17 protein-coding genes are annotated in these 15,307 nt (G+C 59.0%); 11 read left to right on the top strand and 6 right to left on the bottom strand.

The window, feature by feature from the left end:
• Position 1: 1 nt before the first annotated feature.
• The 9 genes from AC1DNK_RS02540 to visR all read left to right on the top strand — a co-directional run bounded on the left by AC1DNK_RS02540 (position 2) and on the right by visR (position 7,653).
• Complete coding sequence (locus tag AC1DNK_RS02540) at positions 2–469, top strand: chemotaxis protein CheW (protein ID WP_112387577.1); 468 nt, start codon at positions 2–4, stop codon at positions 467–469.
• Positions 466–1,377 carry a protein-glutamate O-methyltransferase CheR gene (gene cheR / locus AC1DNK_RS02545; RefSeq protein WP_112387578.1) on the top strand — a complete coding sequence of 304 codons (912 nt, stop codon included), beginning with the start codon at positions 466–468 and terminating at the stop codon, positions 1,375–1,377. Before AC1DNK_RS02540 ends, cheR begins: the two co-directional genes overlap by 4 nt.
• Entirely contained in the window at positions 1,374–2,420 is a 1,047-nt protein-coding gene (cheB, locus tag AC1DNK_RS02550) for a protein-glutamate O-methylesterase CheB (protein ID WP_112513971.1), read from the top strand. The genes cheR and cheB overlap by 4 nt, the downstream gene beginning before the upstream one ends.
• Positions 2,420–2,809: a response regulator gene (locus AC1DNK_RS02555; RefSeq protein ID WP_112387580.1), complete on the top strand. Its 390-nt coding sequence runs from the start codon at positions 2,420–2,422 to the stop codon at positions 2,807–2,809. The genes cheB and AC1DNK_RS02555 overlap by 1 nt, the downstream gene beginning before the upstream one ends.
• Positions 2,806–3,360 (top strand): chemoreceptor glutamine deamidase CheD, encoded by a 555-nt coding sequence (gene cheD, locus AC1DNK_RS02560; RefSeq protein ID WP_112387581.1) that lies wholly within the window; start codon positions 2,806–2,808, stop codon positions 3,358–3,360. Before AC1DNK_RS02555 ends, cheD begins: the two co-directional genes overlap by 4 nt.
• Before the next feature lie 16 nt (positions 3,361–3,376).
• Positions 3,377–3,766, top strand: a complete 390-nt coding sequence (gene cheT / locus AC1DNK_RS02565) for a chemotaxis protein CheT (RefSeq protein ID WP_477939158.1) — start codon at positions 3,377–3,379, stop codon at positions 3,764–3,766.
• Between the two features lie 109 nt (positions 3,767–3,875).
• Entirely contained in the window at positions 3,876–5,570 is a 1,695-nt protein-coding gene (fliF, locus tag AC1DNK_RS02570) for a flagellar basal-body MS-ring/collar protein FliF (RefSeq protein ID WP_112513969.1), read from the top strand.
• Between the two features lie 583 nt (positions 5,571–6,153).
• Positions 6,154–6,900, top strand: coding sequence for a transcriptional regulator VisN (visN, locus tag AC1DNK_RS02575; protein ID WP_477939160.1), 747 nt, complete (start codon positions 6,154–6,156; stop codon positions 6,898–6,900).
• Positions 6,901–6,909: 9 nt separating this feature from the next.
• A complete protein-coding gene (gene visR / locus AC1DNK_RS02580; protein ID WP_112387585.1) occupies positions 6,910–7,653 on the top strand; it encodes a transcriptional regulator VisR in 744 nt (247 codons plus the stop codon).
• A gap of 57 nt (positions 7,654–7,710) precedes the next feature.
• Here the strand turns inward: visR and AC1DNK_RS02585 are convergent, their stop codons facing one another.
• From AC1DNK_RS02585 to motA, 6 genes are all read right to left on the bottom strand, one after another.
• Complete coding sequence (locus AC1DNK_RS02585) at positions 7,711–8,154, bottom strand: hypothetical protein (RefSeq protein WP_112387586.1); 444 nt, start codon at positions 8,152–8,154, stop codon at positions 7,711–7,713.
• A gap of 5 nt (positions 8,155–8,159) precedes the next feature.
• Positions 8,160–9,242, bottom strand: a complete 1,083-nt coding sequence (flhB, locus tag AC1DNK_RS02590; protein ID WP_112387587.1) for a flagellar biosynthesis protein FlhB — start codon at positions 9,240–9,242, stop codon at positions 8,160–8,162.
• A 129-nt stretch (positions 9,243–9,371) separates the two neighbouring features.
• On the bottom strand, positions 9,372–10,412 hold the full coding sequence (fliG, locus tag AC1DNK_RS02595) for a flagellar motor switch protein FliG (protein ID WP_112387588.1): 1,041 nt from the start codon (positions 10,410–10,412) through the stop codon (positions 9,372–9,374).
• A gap of 30 nt (positions 10,413–10,442) precedes the next feature.
• On the bottom strand, positions 10,443–11,009 hold the full coding sequence (gene fliN, locus AC1DNK_RS02600) for a flagellar motor switch protein FliN (RefSeq protein ID WP_112538620.1): 567 nt from the start codon (positions 11,007–11,009) through the stop codon (positions 10,443–10,445).
• Positions 11,010–11,073: 64 nt separating this feature from the next.
• A complete protein-coding gene (locus AC1DNK_RS02605; RefSeq protein WP_112387590.1) occupies positions 11,074–12,015 on the bottom strand; it encodes a FliM/FliN family flagellar motor switch protein in 942 nt (313 codons plus the stop codon).
• A gap of 6 nt (positions 12,016–12,021) precedes the next feature.
• Positions 12,022–12,894 (bottom strand): flagellar motor stator protein MotA, encoded by an 873-nt coding sequence (gene motA, locus AC1DNK_RS02610; protein WP_112387591.1) that lies wholly within the window; start codon positions 12,892–12,894, stop codon positions 12,022–12,024.
• A 247-nt stretch (positions 12,895–13,141) separates the two neighbouring features.
• On the opposite strand from motA, the gene flgF reads away from it, so the two are divergent.
• Together flgF and fliI are read left to right on the top strand one after the other, a co-directional pair.
• Positions 13,142–13,876 carry a flagellar basal-body rod protein FlgF gene (flgF, locus tag AC1DNK_RS02615; RefSeq protein WP_112387592.1) on the top strand — a complete coding sequence of 245 codons (735 nt, stop codon included), beginning with the start codon at positions 13,142–13,144 and terminating at the stop codon, positions 13,874–13,876.
• A gap of 16 nt (positions 13,877–13,892) precedes the next feature.
• Complete coding sequence (gene fliI / locus AC1DNK_RS02620) at positions 13,893–15,290, top strand: flagellar protein export ATPase FliI (RefSeq protein ID WP_112538621.1); 1,398 nt, start codon at positions 13,893–13,895, stop codon at positions 15,288–15,290.
• Positions 15,291–15,307 lie beyond the last annotated feature (17 nt).

A 15,307-nucleotide genomic window follows, 5' to 3' on the forward strand; every position in this document is an offset into this window, starting at 1 on the left:
AATGTCCTACGGCGTGAAAAATCTGAACCAAGGGGATAGCGAACTCATCGCCTTCCGCATCGGTGACCAGGAATTTTGCGTGAATATCATGTCGGTCCGCGAAATTCGCGGATGGACGCCTGCGACAGAAATGCCGCATGCGCCCGGCTACATGAAGGGTGTCATCAATCTTCGTGGCGCGGTCCTGCCGATCATCGATCTGTCAGCCCGCCTCGGAATGAGGGCGACCGTACCGTCGGCCCGCCACGTCATTATCGTGGCGCAGGTCAAGCGGAAGGTCGTCGGTCTGCTGGTCGATGCCGTGTCCGACATTCTGACGGTGACGGATGAAAACATTCAGCCGACGCCGGAAATCTCATCCGATATTCAACGTCAGTTTGCCCGTGGCATCCTGGCGATCGACAAGCGGATGATCTGCCTTATCGAACTTGAAGCCCTCTTCCCGGAAGCCGAAAGCGAAGCCGCATGACCGTAATGAGTGCAAAAGATGTGCGGCAGGGAAGTCCTGACGAGGTTCTGGCGAGCGGCGAATATCCGCTGACCCGCCGCGACCTCTCGGAGATCGCCGCCATGATCTACTCGGACGCGGGGATCTTTCTCAACGAAACGAAGGCGTCGCTCGTCTATTCGCGACTGTCAAAGCATATCCGCAGCCTAGGCCTGTCGGGTTTCCGTGAATACTGTTCTCTGGTGGCTTCGCCCTCGGGTGCTGCGCCGCGCCGTGAAATGCTGTCGCATCTGACGACCAATTTCACGCGTTTCTTCCGCGAGAACCATCACTTCGATCATCTGCGCGACAATGTCCTGCCGGAGCTCCTGCATCGCGCCAAGATGGGCGGCCGCGTCCGCATCTGGTCGGCTGCCTCGTCGGATGGTCAGGAGCCCTATTCGATCGCGCTGACGGTTCTGGCGATGATGCCCAATATCGCCGACTACGACTTCAAGATCCTGGCGACCGATATCGATCCTAAGATCCTGGCGATTGCCCGCCAGGGCGCCTACGACGAGAGCGCGCTGGAAACGGTGTCTCCCGCCATGCGCAAGCAGTGGTTCTCGGAAGTCGATATCCAGGGCCGCCGCAAATTCCAGGTCGATGACCGCGTCAAGCGCCTCATCACCTACAATGAATTAAACCTAATGGCGCAGTGGCCCTTCAAGGGCAAGTTCGACGTCATCTTCTGCCGCAACGTGGTGATCTATTTCGATGAGCCGACGCAGATGAAGATCTGGTCCCGTTTTGCCGAGCTTCTGCCGGAGGGTGGCCATCTTTATATCGGCCATTCCGAGCGCGTGTCCGGTGACGCCAAGAACGTCTTCGACAATATCGGTATCACCACCTACCGCTACACCACGAAGGGTGTTGGGAGGAAGGCATGAGTGCTCCTGCAAGGGTCCTCGTCGTCGATGATTCACCGACCATGCGCGGCCTGATTACGGCTGTGCTGAGCGCCGATCCGGATGTGAGCGTCATCGGCCAGGCCGGCGATGCGCTTGAAGCCCGCGAGGCGATCAAGAAGCTTAATCCCGATGTCGTCACGCTCGACATCGAAATGCCGAACATGAACGGCCTCGATTTCCTCGAAAAAATCATGCGCCTGCGGCCGATGCCGGTGATCATGGTTTCGACGCTGACGCATCGCGGTGCCGAGGCGAGCCTCGCAGCGCTTGAGATCGGTGCGTTCGACTGCATCGGCAAGCCGGCGCCCGGCGATCTGCGCCCGTTCGGCGATCTCGCCGAAAAGGTCAAGGCTGCGGCCCGCACCCAGCGCCAGTTCACCCAGCGCCCGGCCGCGGCTCCCGTCGCGCCGCCCGCGGTTGCCGATTTCCGCGTCGGCCGCAAGATCGTCGCGATCGGCTCATCGACCGGCGGCGTCGAGGCGCTGATTGCCGTGCTGCAGAAATTCCCGGCCAATTGCCCGCCCACCGTCATCACCCAGCACATGCCGCCGACCTTCACCAAAAGCTTCGCGGAACGGCTGAACCGCCTCTGCGCGCCTGTGGTCGAAGAGGCGACGGACGGCGCCCGTTTGGAAATTGGCAAGATTTATCTGGCACCAGGAGGTGAACGACACCTGCAGGTCGCCAATGTCTCGGCGCCGCACTGCCGGCTCGTCGAACGCGACCCTGTTAATGGCCATCGCCCTTCTGTCGATGTGCTGTTCGACTCCGTCGCAGAACTTGCCGGCCGTAACTCGGTCGGCGTGATCCTGACAGGCATGGGCCGCGATGGCGCGGCTGGCCTGCTGAAAATGCGCCATGCTGGCGCACGCACCATCGGTCAGAACGAAAAGACCTGCGTGGTCTACGGAATGCCCCGTGTTGCCTATGAGCTTGGCGCCGTTGAGCATCAGCTGCCACTGAATGCGATCGGCGAAGAAATACTGAAAATGACAGCCGCCCGGAAGGAAGGGACAGAATAATGTCGATAGCGGAGAAAATTAAGGTTCTGATCGTTGACGATCAGGTCACCAGCCGCCTGCTGCTCAGCGATGCGCTGACCCAGCTCGGTTTCAAGCAGATCACCTCTGCTGGTGACGGCGAACAGGGCATGAAGATCATGGCCCAGCAGCCGCACCACCTGGTCATCTCGGACTTCAACATGCCGAAGATGGATGGTCTCGGTCTGCTGCAGGCCGTGCGCACCAACCCGGCCACCAAGAAGGCAGCGTTCATTATCCTGACCGCGCAGGGCGACCGTGCATTGGTCACGAAGGCCGCAGCCCTCGGAGCCAACAACGTGCTGGCAAAGCCGTTCACCATCGAAAAGATGAAAGCGGCCATTGAAGCCGTGTTCGGAGCACTGAAATGACAGTCGAGGCAGCAGCCCGCCGTGTCCACATTATCCAAGGCGAATGGAAAGTCTTGAATGATCCGAACGCGGTTCTGACGACCATTCTTGGCTCGTGCGTGGCTGCTTGCCTGCGGGATCCAGTGGCAGGAGTGGGCGGTATGAACCATTTCCTTCTGCCGGGGACCGGAAACACGCCGATGACCGGCGGGGATGCGACGCGCTACGGCGTGCATCTGATGGAATTGCTGATCAACGGCCTTCTGAAGCAGGGCGCGCGCCGCGACCGCCTTGAGGCCAAGATCTTTGGAGGGGCGAAGACCATCTCGACGTTCTCCAATGTCGGCGAGCAGAATGCCGCGTTTGCCGCGCAGTTCCTGAGGGACGAAGGAATCCCCGTGGTCGGTTCCAGCACCGGCGGCGACCATGGCCGCAAGCTGGAATTCTGGCCGGTTTCCGGCCGTGCCCGTCAATACCCGCTGACTGGTGCTGAAACGCAAAAGACTGTGGCTCTCGAACAGCGTCCTGCTGCTCCGCCGAAACCGGTTGAAACTAGTATCGAGTTTTTCTGATACCGAGGATTTTTATATGACTTTTAGCGCCCCCATTGAACCGCCCTCGCCATTGGAGGCGTTGCCGGACCTTCTCATGCGCATCGTTTCTGAGCTGCATGATGTTGCCTATCTCATTGAACGTATCGAGCCGCAGCTCCTCGAAATCGGTGGCGCAGACATATTGAACGCCCCTGACAGCATGAAGGTGATGCAGGGCATGGATCTCGCTGTCCAGAAGACCCGCGGCCTTGCCGAATTCATCGACACGATCACCGGAGAAATCCCGCAGAACTGGACCGTCGACGTTGCGACGGCGCTCAGCCTCGTGAAGCTTGCAGAGATGCAGAAGGCGCTCGGTGGCGGCACGCGCCACGGCCATTCTCAGCCTCTCAGCAAGGCAGCAGGCGATTTCGACTTTTTCTAGTCTCTGCCTTCCAAGCATGCCCTGACGAAACGCTCGCACAAGTTTCGGTCTCTATCAAGGAATGAGGCAATAAGCCTGTTTTGTCTTTGACGGATCGTGCGAGAACAGAATGAATCTGTTAAATCAATTAGTTCAGGTCATGAAGAACCTCGGTTCGCTAGGCCGGACCCGCTTGCTGGCGCTTGCGGGTGTAGGTGTTCTTTCAATAGCAATTGTTTTGGCTGCGGCTCTTTTTGTTAATAAGCCTGCCCAGGAAACCCTTTACGTAGGTCTCGACAGCCCCGATCTCAATCAGATCAGCATGGCGCTGGCCGAAAACAACATGTCTTTCGAAGTCGGCACCGACGGCTCGAGCATCACCGTTCCGGCTGGGATGACGGGCAAGGCCCGTCTGTTGCTGGCCGAACGCGGTCTGCCGAACAGCGCCAATGCCGGCTATGAGCTGTTCGACAAGGTCGGCTCGCTCGGCCTGACGTCGTTCATGCAGGAAGTCACCCGCGTTCGCGCGCTTGAAGGTGAAATCGGTCGCACCATCCAGTCGATCTCGGGCATCAATGCTGCCCGCGTCCACATCGTCATGCCGGAGGTCGGAAACTTCCGTAAAGCCGAGCAGAAGCCGACGGCTTCCGTTATGATCCGTGCAAGCGCTACGGCGGGTCGAAGCGCTGCGAGCTCTATCCGTCACCTCGTCGCTTCGGCCGTGCCGGGGCTCGACGTCGATGACGTCACGATTCTCGATTCCACCGGACAGCTGCTGGCGTCCGGCGACGAGGCCGGCAACAACTCGCTTAATCGTTCTCTCGGGATCGTCCAGAACGTCCAGCAGGAAGTTGAATCCAACATCGATAAGGCCCTCGCACCCTTTCTCGGCATGGACAACTTCCGCTCCAGCGTCACGGCAAGCCTGAACACCGACGCTCAGCAGATCCAGGAAACGACATACGATCCGGAATCAAAGGTCGAGCGCTCCGTCCGTACCACCAAGGAAGCCAACCAGTCTTCCCAGAAGCAGTCCGACAACGCGACGACGGTCGAGCAGAACGTTCCGCAGGCCGCACCTGAGGCTGGCGGTACCGCAGGTCCGCAGTCGGAAGACAAGTCGGACAAGAAGGAAGAGCAGACCAACTACGAAATCAACAGCAAGACCACGGCCACGACCCGCAACAGCTACAAGATGGAGAAGCTGTCCATCGCTGTTGTCGTCAACAAGGGCCGCATTGCAAAGATGGTCGGCGAGCCCGCTGACCAGGCCAAGATCGACGCCTATCTCGCTGAAATGAAGAGCATTGTCTCGTCGGCAGCTGGTATCGACGCGAACCGCGGCGACGTCGTCACTGTGACGGCAATGGACTTCCTCGAAAACCAGCTTCTGGATGATGGTACCTCCGGCGGTGTCCGCGTCCTCGACATGCTGAGCCGCAACCTCGCGACGATCATCAATTCGCTGGCCTTCCTGGGTGTCGCCTTTATCGTGGTCTGGATGGGTATGCGTCCGCTGGCTCGCACGATCGGTGTCGGTGGGGCAGGCGTCATCGGCGACAGCTCGCCGGAATCGGCCGGTCTCGAACTGCCCGACTTCGCACCAGCCGGTGCAGCTGGCGGCGGAGGTGCCCTCATGGACGGCTTCGGTTCGGACTTCGGCTTCGACAGCACCGAGGATCTTCTCAGCCTCGGCGACGACGACGGCAACTTCAATCGCCGCGTCAAGGAAGGCCCGGAGCGCAAGCTGTCGCGAATGGTCGAGATCAACGAGGAGCGCGCTGCGAAAATCCTCAGAAAATGGGCGGTTGACAACGCCGCGTAAGATCAAAGGCCGGGCAACCGGCCTTTTTCTTTGTCTGTAGGATGCGTTGGTCGTCCCATGCCGGTCCGTCAGCTTGACTGACCTTTTTTGGGGGAATGCGTCCGTGACGCAAGCAGAACACATTCTGTCCGATTGTGGCAAAATGGCCTTAATCCCCAAGCAAAGCATATACTCTTGATTGCGTGATATGCGGAAATACACAAGAATATCGAAAGAGTTAATCTGGAGATATTTCAAGTATGTTCAGAGTTGTTATTGGAATTTTTGCTGACGATTATACGTTCCAATGGATATACATTATATATTGGTACGATATTTGGTCTTTTCTTCGCTCGCGTAAGGCGCGAATTGTGTTGCGACAAGGGGAGAATCAATTTAGTTTTACTAGAAATTAATCGAGCGATCACTGCCTGCGAATCAGCGCATGGAATGCGGCAAGAGTAAATCCCCAGAACTCGGAGATGGCGGTTTAGAGCGCTTCGCCTAGGCTTGAGTGATTCGTGTAAGGGTTGCCGTGGGCCGGCGTTGGACCTGCGCAGTTAGTGCATTTGCAGAGATTGGTTTCAGCCGCAGGACGCTGCCTATGGATATGCATATATTGCAGTCGCCTAAGGGCGAAAATCAGACGGCGAATTTCATTGGCCTTCAGGCCTCTAGCCTGTGTTCGCGCGACGAGCTGATCAAACAGCTCGGCGAGATCGCAGAAACCGGCCGGATGCAACCTGCGATGCGCACGCTGACCGATTATGTTGGCGCCTCCCACTATCTGCTTGCCCGCTCTGACCTTGTGCAAGAAGAGGGCCTGGATTTCATCGTGTCCTCCGATTGGCCCTTCGATCTCGTCAAGGATCTGGCCAGCGCCATCGTCGGCGGTTACTCGCGCACGACCGAGCTCGAGAAGTCGATGCAGCTTTTCCAGCCGAGCTTCGCTCTGCTGCCCGACAGTGCCGATGTGCCTGATGGCGCCAGCCGGCAGTACTGCTCGCTCTCCTTCAATGTCGGGCGTTCCCGCCTGTCGCTGATGTTCCTGTTCGACGACGGCTTCATCCTGTCGCCCGAGCGTCTTCGCGACGTCGGTCTGCTTGCCGGATACTTCGCGAGCTTCCTGCGCTGCGGCGGCACCAAGGCTGACCGCGATTTCGAACTGACCGAACGCGAACTCGAATGCCTGTTCTGGATTGCCGAGGGCAAGACCAGCGACGAGATTGCGATGATCCTCGGAATCTCGCGCAACACGATCAACAACTACATCACAAGCGTGATGCGTAAGACCGCTACCAAGACGCGGTCCGAAGCGATTGCATTTGCGGTCAGGAACAGTCTGGTCTGAGAGGGATACATGGGGCAGACGTCTACCAGAACGATGGGAAATGCAGAGCAGATAAGATCGATGCGGATGAGCAGGGTATCCAGCCGTTCGGATCTGTTTCCGCGCCTGGTCGCCATGCAGAAGATGGCCGACGCACAGAATTTCGGCGTCTACCGCGTCAGCGGATCGGGCGTACCGGCCAAGCAGCGGCTCGTCTGCGAGCTTGAGAACTGGGGACCATCCAGCGGGGCCGCGAAGGCCTTCGTCGATGCCTACGGCGATGTCCTGCTCGAACATATCGACAAGTCTCTGTTACCGCTAACATGGGCCGGCGGGCACGACCGCGCCGCTCCAGGGCCCGCAGCCTTCGCGCCGTTCATGACGCGCCTGAAGGACGGCCTGCTGCCGTTCTCGGGCATGGCCTTCCCTGTGCGCCTTGGCGCCAACGGTAACGGCTACGTAGTCTTCGTCGGCGACTACATGGAGCCCGGCAGCGACACGATCATCGAGCTCCACGGCCGCAGCAGCCATATCATGATGGACCTGCTGTCGCTGGACGAGCGGCGCGCGGCAGTCGCCGAAGCATTGAGCGAACGCGAGATCGCCTGCCTGCAGCTCGCCGGTGACGGCCGCATCAGCGAAGAGATCGCCGATAAGCTTGGTCTGTCGGTTCACACCGTCAACGCCTATCTCGGCTCGGCAACGATTAAGCTGGATTCGGTCAACCGCATCCAGGCGATCGCCAAGGCGATCCGCCTCGGCTACATCAGCTGAGAAAGAAGTGCCCGGCGCGAACATGCCGGCCGGGCTGCGTTTCGATCAGATAAAGGACTAGCCTGCGAGGGCGTGAAGCGCCGGACGCACGTTGTAGCGCGACTCGTTGAGGCTGCGCTCCAGATATGCCGTGTTCTCGTCCGGATCGGCAGACGGATCCTGGAAGGCGATGTGGTTGATCTCGATGCCGGCATGGTCTTCGGCAAGCGTCAGCTGTGCGTAGACAGTGACGCCGCGCGGCTTGATCTCCAGATCGAGCACGACTTCGGGCTTGCCGCCCCATTCCAGCGTGTAATTGCCGCCAAGGCCGAAATTCACTGTGCCTGGATGGAAAAACAGCTCGGCAGCAGACGCCACCAGATCGGCGAGATTGCCGTAATACTCGAATCGCAGCAGCGAAATCAGATCGGAGGCGTCAAGAAGCCGAAGCTCCGTTGCAACCGGGCTGATCGCCTCAGCAAGAATTCTTTCACGCTGCGAGGAGTAAGGGCATTTCTTCATTCGACTTATCTGACCCGCTTGTTCTTGGCTTGTGCGGCATACACCCGGTGGATGAGCTCCGCGACGGCCTTGTAGAAGACTGACGGGATGACACTATCTATCGAGACTTGCGCAAACATGGAGCGTGCAAGCGGCGGATCTTCGAAAACCGGGATTCCGTTCTTCTCGGCTATCTCTCTGATTTTCAACGCAATGAGGTCTTGACCCTTGGCAATGACGACGGGCGCGTCGTTTTCTTCGCGCACATAGCGCAGCGCCACGGCAAAGTGGGTCGGATTGGCGATCACCATCGTCGCGCGCTCCACATTGGCGATCATGCGGCGGCGGGCGCGGTCGCGCATCAGCGAGCGCTGGCGTCCCTTGACGAAGGGGTCACCCTGCGACTGCTTGTTTTCTTCCTTCACTTCGTGGCGCGTCATCTTCAGCTCGCTGAACCAGTGATGGCGCGTCCAGAAGAAGTCGGCGATGGCAACGAAGGCGGTTGCAAAGAGCACGATCAGCACGATCTTGCGCATGATCGTCATGGCCCGATCGAAGAACGTCTGCGGGTCCGAGAACATCGAGTCGATCGAGCTGAAATATTCGCTCTTCAGCACGAAGAACATGACGATGCCGACGATGACGACCTTGAACAGGGATTTGCCGAATTCGATCAGACCCGGCAGGCTAAACATGCGCGACAGGCCCTTGGCCGGCGACAGGCGCGAGAATTGCGGACGAATGCGCTCGAGAACCAGGCTCGGAAGGTTCTGGCTAAGCGAGGCGATCAGGCCGAACGACATGAAAAGCAGCATGGCCGGGGTCAACAATACGGCGCTCACCCAGCCAAGATGCACGAAAAGCGACAGCGCATCCGGCCCGGTTTCGATCTTCCACTGGTCCGGTTGCTCGAAAATATCGCGTAACTGCTCGCTGACGGTACTGATGCCGTCCGGCAGGTAGAACGTCAGATAGACATAGGTTGCGAGAACAGTCGCAAAGATCGGCACCTCTCGCGAGAAAGGCGTATTACCTTTCTCGGCCGCGTCCGACAGCTTTTTGCCTGTCGGGGCTTCTGTTTTGCTGTCCTTGTCGTCATCGTCAGCCAAGTCAGCCGCACTCCCTGAACGCAAAAGGCCGCGACAGATCGCGGCCTGATGTTCGAAGGGTAGTCCCCCCGGGCATGGCGATCAACCGCGCAGCGCCAGGAGCAGAGATTTGTCAACAGCTCCGATGGCTTAGGCCGCCGCCGAAGCCTCGCCCTCGGTTTCCTTGAGCTGAATCTGGCCGGAATTGGCCAGACGAATCGCTTCCTGGGCAACGGCGCGCCGGGCAATCGCGATTTCGCGCGGATTGATGCCGGCGGTGCCGCTCTGCAGGTCCGATTCGATCATGCGGCGCTGGCGCGGGCTGATCGAAGCGAGAACCGATTCGCGGATCTCCGGAGGAGCGCCGCGCAGAGCCATCGTCAGAATGTCTGCCGAGATGTCGTTGAGCAGCATGACGCGGCTGCGCTGCGGCATGTAGAGCAGATCCTCGAAGAGGAAGATCTTCGGACGAACCTTGTTGACCGCTTCGCGGTTGATCGATTCGAGCGAGGTGAGCAGCGTATCGACCTGCGGCTTGTCCATCTCGTTCATCAGCTCGGCGACCTTGTTGGAGCCGCTCGAATTCTTCTCGGCGTCGATCTCGGCCAGCAGCGTCATGACCTGCTTTTCGATGATCTGCGCCGCCTTGGGGCTGACGGTCTTGAGATTGACGGTACGGTTCATGATGTCGGCACGGCGGCTGTCGGGCAGCTGCATTAGCACCTTGGCGCCGAACGACGACGGCATCATGGAGAGGATATAGGCGATGGTCTGCGGATGTTCGCGCAGCAGGAACTTGCCGATGAAGGCCGGGTCGCCTTCGCCGAGACGATCCCAGATCGACGTCTCATAGGCCTGGAACGCCGTGCGGCGTCCGAGCAGGCTGTCGACTTCGTCGGGGGTGAGGCCTTCTTCAAGAATGCTCTCGATTGCCTTGGCATTGTCCATCAGGCCTGCGCCTTCGGTGAACAAGTCCTCAAATTCGGCAACGAGGCCAAGCAGTTCATCCGGCGGAATCGCGCGAAGCGCCTGCGCCGAAGAGATGATCGTCTGTAACTCAGCCTGCGTGAAATATTTTAACAGCCGGCCAGCGACGCCCTTTCCCATTGCGAGAAGAACAGCCGCTGCCTTTTCAGCCTGGGTCAACGGTTTCCCGGCAATGGCGCCGCTGAAATCGTCAAAGTCCATCATGGTCTAACCTCTCCGTCCCTAAAACCGGGATCAGGCTTTTTTGGTACTTAAAACTTCTATCAGTTTAACGCCGAAACGCGTGTCGTCATTCTCAAGAACGGTGATTTCGCCGCGCGCAATCTTGCGGCCATTCACCATGATATCAACCGGCTCGCCGATCCTCTTGTCGAGCGCGATCGTTGCGCCCTCGTTGAGGTTCATCAGGCCGGAAACCTGCATGCGGCTGCTTCCGAGCATGATCTGGACATCGATCGGAATGTCCATGATCAGTTCGAAATTCGAAGACAGCGCGCTGCCAAGTGGAGCAGGTTCGCCGCTCGATGCCGAGAAACCGGTATCACCGAAATCCGAGTCGCCGCCGAAGTCACCGCCGCCAAATGCCGGAGCTGCTTCGTCTTCGCCACCGAAGTCGCCAAATGCCGAAAGATCCGTGCCGGTGCTGAACGCGTCGGCGTCGCCGCCGAAATCAGCAAGGCCGCCGTCGGAATCCTGCTTCAGGACCCCGCGAAGATCATCGATCGCCTGATCGAGGTCAGCCTCGTTGCCCGGAAGCTCCAATGACAGATCGTCGTTCTGCTGTGTTTTCTTCGTAGCCATGAAATCACTATTCCAGTTGAAACTTGCCTCAAGCTGCCGTGGCAGCCAAAATGGCGGGAACCGATTAATTCATTAAGTGGCGGATGAGCTCGTCGTCGGAGCTCATCGTATCCTTCACCCGGACGGTATAATTCTCGCCGGAACGCCCGAACTCGCACACATACAATTCCTTGCTATTGGCGCTGACTTCGACGCGGACATCCTGCTCGTCTCGGAACGGAATGACATCGCCGGCAGCAAGCTTGGAAATCGTGCGCAGCGTCAGATCCTGAAGGCGGATCTTGGCTTCGAGCGTCACATGCGAGCGGCGGACCTGGTGCCCGATCTGCTCGGCCCATTCCGAGGACTTCGACGACTGGCTCTTCGCCTTCGGCGCCGAAATCTGCGTCTTGAGCAGCGCCGACTGCAGCACGATCAGCGAAAATTCCGACGTCATCCCGGCAAGCGTGATCGACATGTTGATCGCCGCCGCAAATTCGTCTGGCTTGTCTTCGGAAGGCTTTGCGCGATTTTCCAGTGCATGTGGCAGTTCCAGCATCGGCTCGAAGCCGCCAGGCGCGTTGACCGCGGAGCGCAGCACGCTGGCGATCTTGTCGAACACCATGACGCCAAGTTCCAGCTCGATCACCGAAAGCAGACGGTCGGCTGGCTGCTCGATCGTTTCGGGTGCGGCGCCCAGCAGGCTTTCCATCAGCGTGATGATGAAGCCGTTGCCGCAGGAAAGCGTGATATCCTGTGACCAGTTGCGCAGCGTTGCATCGACGAGTGTCGAGTTGGCGCCGAGATCGGCAATCAGGTCGTTCTTGTAGCCGGAATCGCAGCCGAGATAGCCGATCGTCACTTCGAGGCCCGTCTCGCTCTTGAAGATGTCGGGCATGAATTCGATGTAGACGTCCGCAAAGGCGGCACAGAGTTTGTCGATGGTCGCCTTGTCGCCGAGACGGCCAGTAAGCTTGGCCAACAGTGCGGCATTCATTGCCGGTTTCTCTAGTGCAACGTTGTTCATGGTCGCTTAGGCCGCCTTGTTCTCGCCACCCGGGTTCATCATTTCCTGCTCGACTGCATCGATCGACGGACGCTCGTAAGCCGAGATCGTCTTGCGGCCGTATTCCAGAGCAACCTGCGGCACCGAGCCGTTCATGTAGGCGAGCAGCGTCTGCTTCACGATGACGTAGAGACGGTGCTGCTTGGAGCGAACGATCTTGATCTGCGAGCAGATCGGCGAGCAGACGCAGTAAGAGAGAAGAATACCAAGGAAGGTACCGACAAGCGCCGAACCGATCAGGTGACCGAGAACTTCGGGCGAGTCGTTGATGTGCGCCATGGCCTTGATAACGCCGAGAACGGCCGCGACGATACCGATAGCCGGGAACGCGTCACCCATGGTCTGGATCGCGTGATAGGGCTTCAGCTTGTCGTGCAGGATGGTGTTGATTTCTTCGTCCATCAGCGCCTCGATCTCGTGAGAGCGGGCATTGCCGATAATGATCAGGCGGACGTAGTCACAGATGAACGCCGTCAGCTCCTTGTTCTTCAGCACCGTCGGGGCGGTCTGGAAGATCGAGGATTCGGCCGGGTTGTCGATATGCGCTTCGATTTCGTTGCGCGACTTGGTGCGCAGGTCGCGCATCAACGAGTAGAGCACACCGAGCGTATCGAGATAATTGCGTTCCTTCGGAACCGTATGCTTGAAGGCTTCACCGAGCGCCTTGCCCGAATCCTTCACGACTTTCATGGGGTTACCCATGATGAAACTGCCGAGACCGGCGCCGCCGATGATAACAAGCTCGAACGGCTGAAATAGCGCTTCGAGATGGCCACCCATGGCCATGAAGCTGCCGATGATGCAGCCGATCGTAATCACAAATCCGATAATGATATTCATCGTCAGTCACACCTGATCGTTATTTTCAGCTGATGGGATAGGGTTGCTGGCTTGCGTGAGGCTGATGGTTGTCCCTGCTGACAGGATTTTCGCGTGCCAGTTTCGCACAAGGAACTGCTGTCAGATTGGAGATGACGAATGGGCGAACTACGCCCGTTTCTGAGATGCCGCCTCAGCGGAAATCGGGTCGCACACCAGGGAACCCGATCTTCGTACCGTTCATCGCCAATGCCAGGAGCTTACCCCGATGCAATCCGGTCTTTATGTTTCTTTGTCATCACAGATGGCACTCGAAAAGCGTTTGACGACCATCGCGGACAACATGGCAAACGTGAACACGACGGGCTTCCGCGGCACGGAAGTGAAGTTCAACCAGATCCTCAGCAACACCGACAACAAGCTGAATGCCAAGGTTGCCTTCGTCTCGCAGGGTAATGACTATCTTTCTGGCGACACCGGCGAGTTGCAGCACACCGGCAACATGCTGGATTTCGCCATCAAGGGCGACGCCTGGTTCTCACTCGATACGCCAGCCGGTCAGGTTCTGACCAAAGACGGCCGCTTCACGATGAAGGACACTGGCGAGCTGGTTTCGATCCGTGGCTATCCGGTTCTCGATGCCGGCGGCGCGCCGATCATCCTCAACACGGCCGGCGGCGAGCCGAAGGTCGGCGCCGACGGCGGTATCTATCAAGGCAACCGCCAGGTTGGTTCTATCGGCCTGTTTGAGGCCGATATCTCCAAGGGTTACCTGCGCTATGAGAACAGCGGCGTCATGACCACGGAAACGCCGCGCGCCGTTACCGACCGCTTCAACGTCGGCGTCGAGCAAGGTTATCTGGAGAATTCCAACGTCAACGCGATGCGCGAGATCACCCAGTTGATCGAGGTCAACCGCGCCTTCGAAAGCATCGCATCGCTGACGACCGATAGCGAAAACTCGTTCAACGAGGCGATCAAGACGCTTGGTGGCAGCCGCTAAGCGGAAGGTCTGAGACATGAACACCGTGCCGCTGACAAAAGAAGCGCTTTCGCCCAAGCTTGAGCATCTCGCCGCTCTCGCCGCCCGTTATACGAAGCCGGAATTTTCCGTGGCCCATGGCGGCCATGTGCAGACCATCGCGGCAGGCCACTACACGGTTACCGGTCTTTCCAGGCACGTGCGCCTCGGCGAATTCGTGGCGCACAAGTCGGCAACCGGCATTCATCTCGGCGAGGTTGTCCGCGTCGAACCGGATCTCGCCTATGTCTGCCCGATCGAGCCGGGCGAGCCGATCGGCATCCACGATACCGTCATCCGCAAGGGTGCATTCCGCATCGCTCCCTCCGACAGCTGGTGCGGCCGGACCATCAATTCGCTCTGCGAGCCGATCGATGGTCTGGGTCCGATCACGGAAGGGCTTGATCGCCGTTCCATCTCCAACACCGCGCCGCCGTCGATGACCCGAAAGCGCGTCGACAAGGGCTTCAAGACCGGCGTACGCGCCGTCGATATCTTCTCACCGCTTTGCCATGGCCAGCGCCTCGGCATCTTCGCCGGCTCCGGCGTCGGCAAGTCGACACTGCTCTCGATGCTCGCCATGGCCGATGCCTTCGACAAGGTCGTCATCGCGCTGGTTGGCGAACGCGGCCGCGAAGTGCGCGAATTCATCGAAGACACGCTCGGCGAAAACATGAAGAAGTCGATCGCTGTCGTGGCAACCAGCGACGAAAGCCCCATGCTGCGCAAAATGGCGCCGCTGACGGCGGTGACGATCGCCGAGTATTTTCGCGACCAGGGCCAGAACGTCCTCCTGATCGTCGACAGCGTCACCCGTTTTGCCCACGCAATCCGCGAAGTGGCGACCGCATCGGGTGAGCCGCCGATCGCTCGCGGCTATCCGGCCTCGGTCTTCACCGAACTGCCGCGGCTTCTGGAGCGCGCCGGCCCGGGACCTGAAGGAACCGGCACGATCACCGCGATAATCTCGATCCTCGTCGATGGCGACAATCACAACGATCCGATCGCCGACTCGACCCGCGGCATTCTCGATGGCCACCTCGTCCTGCAGCGTAGCCTGGCTGAAGAAGGCCGTTATCCGCCGATCGATCCGCTCGCCTCGATCTCGCGTCTCGCCCGCAAGGCCTGGACGCCGGACCAGGAGAAACTGGTCTCGCGTCTGAAGTCGCTGATCCACCGTTTCGAAGAGACACGCGACCTGCGTCTGATCGGTGGTTACCGTCCGGGCGCTGACCCGGATTTGGACATGGCGGTCAAGCAAGTACCAATTATTTACGATGTTTTGAAACAGTCGCCGGGCGATTCGGCGTCGCCAGACGCCTTCGCCGATCTGGCCACTGCCCTTAAGGCGGCAGCCGGAATGCCGAACCAGCCAGGGGCTCCGAGAAGAGGTTGAACGTGACCGGGTTTGAA

This window comes from Rhizobium sp. 01N424, from assembly GCF_056399485.1.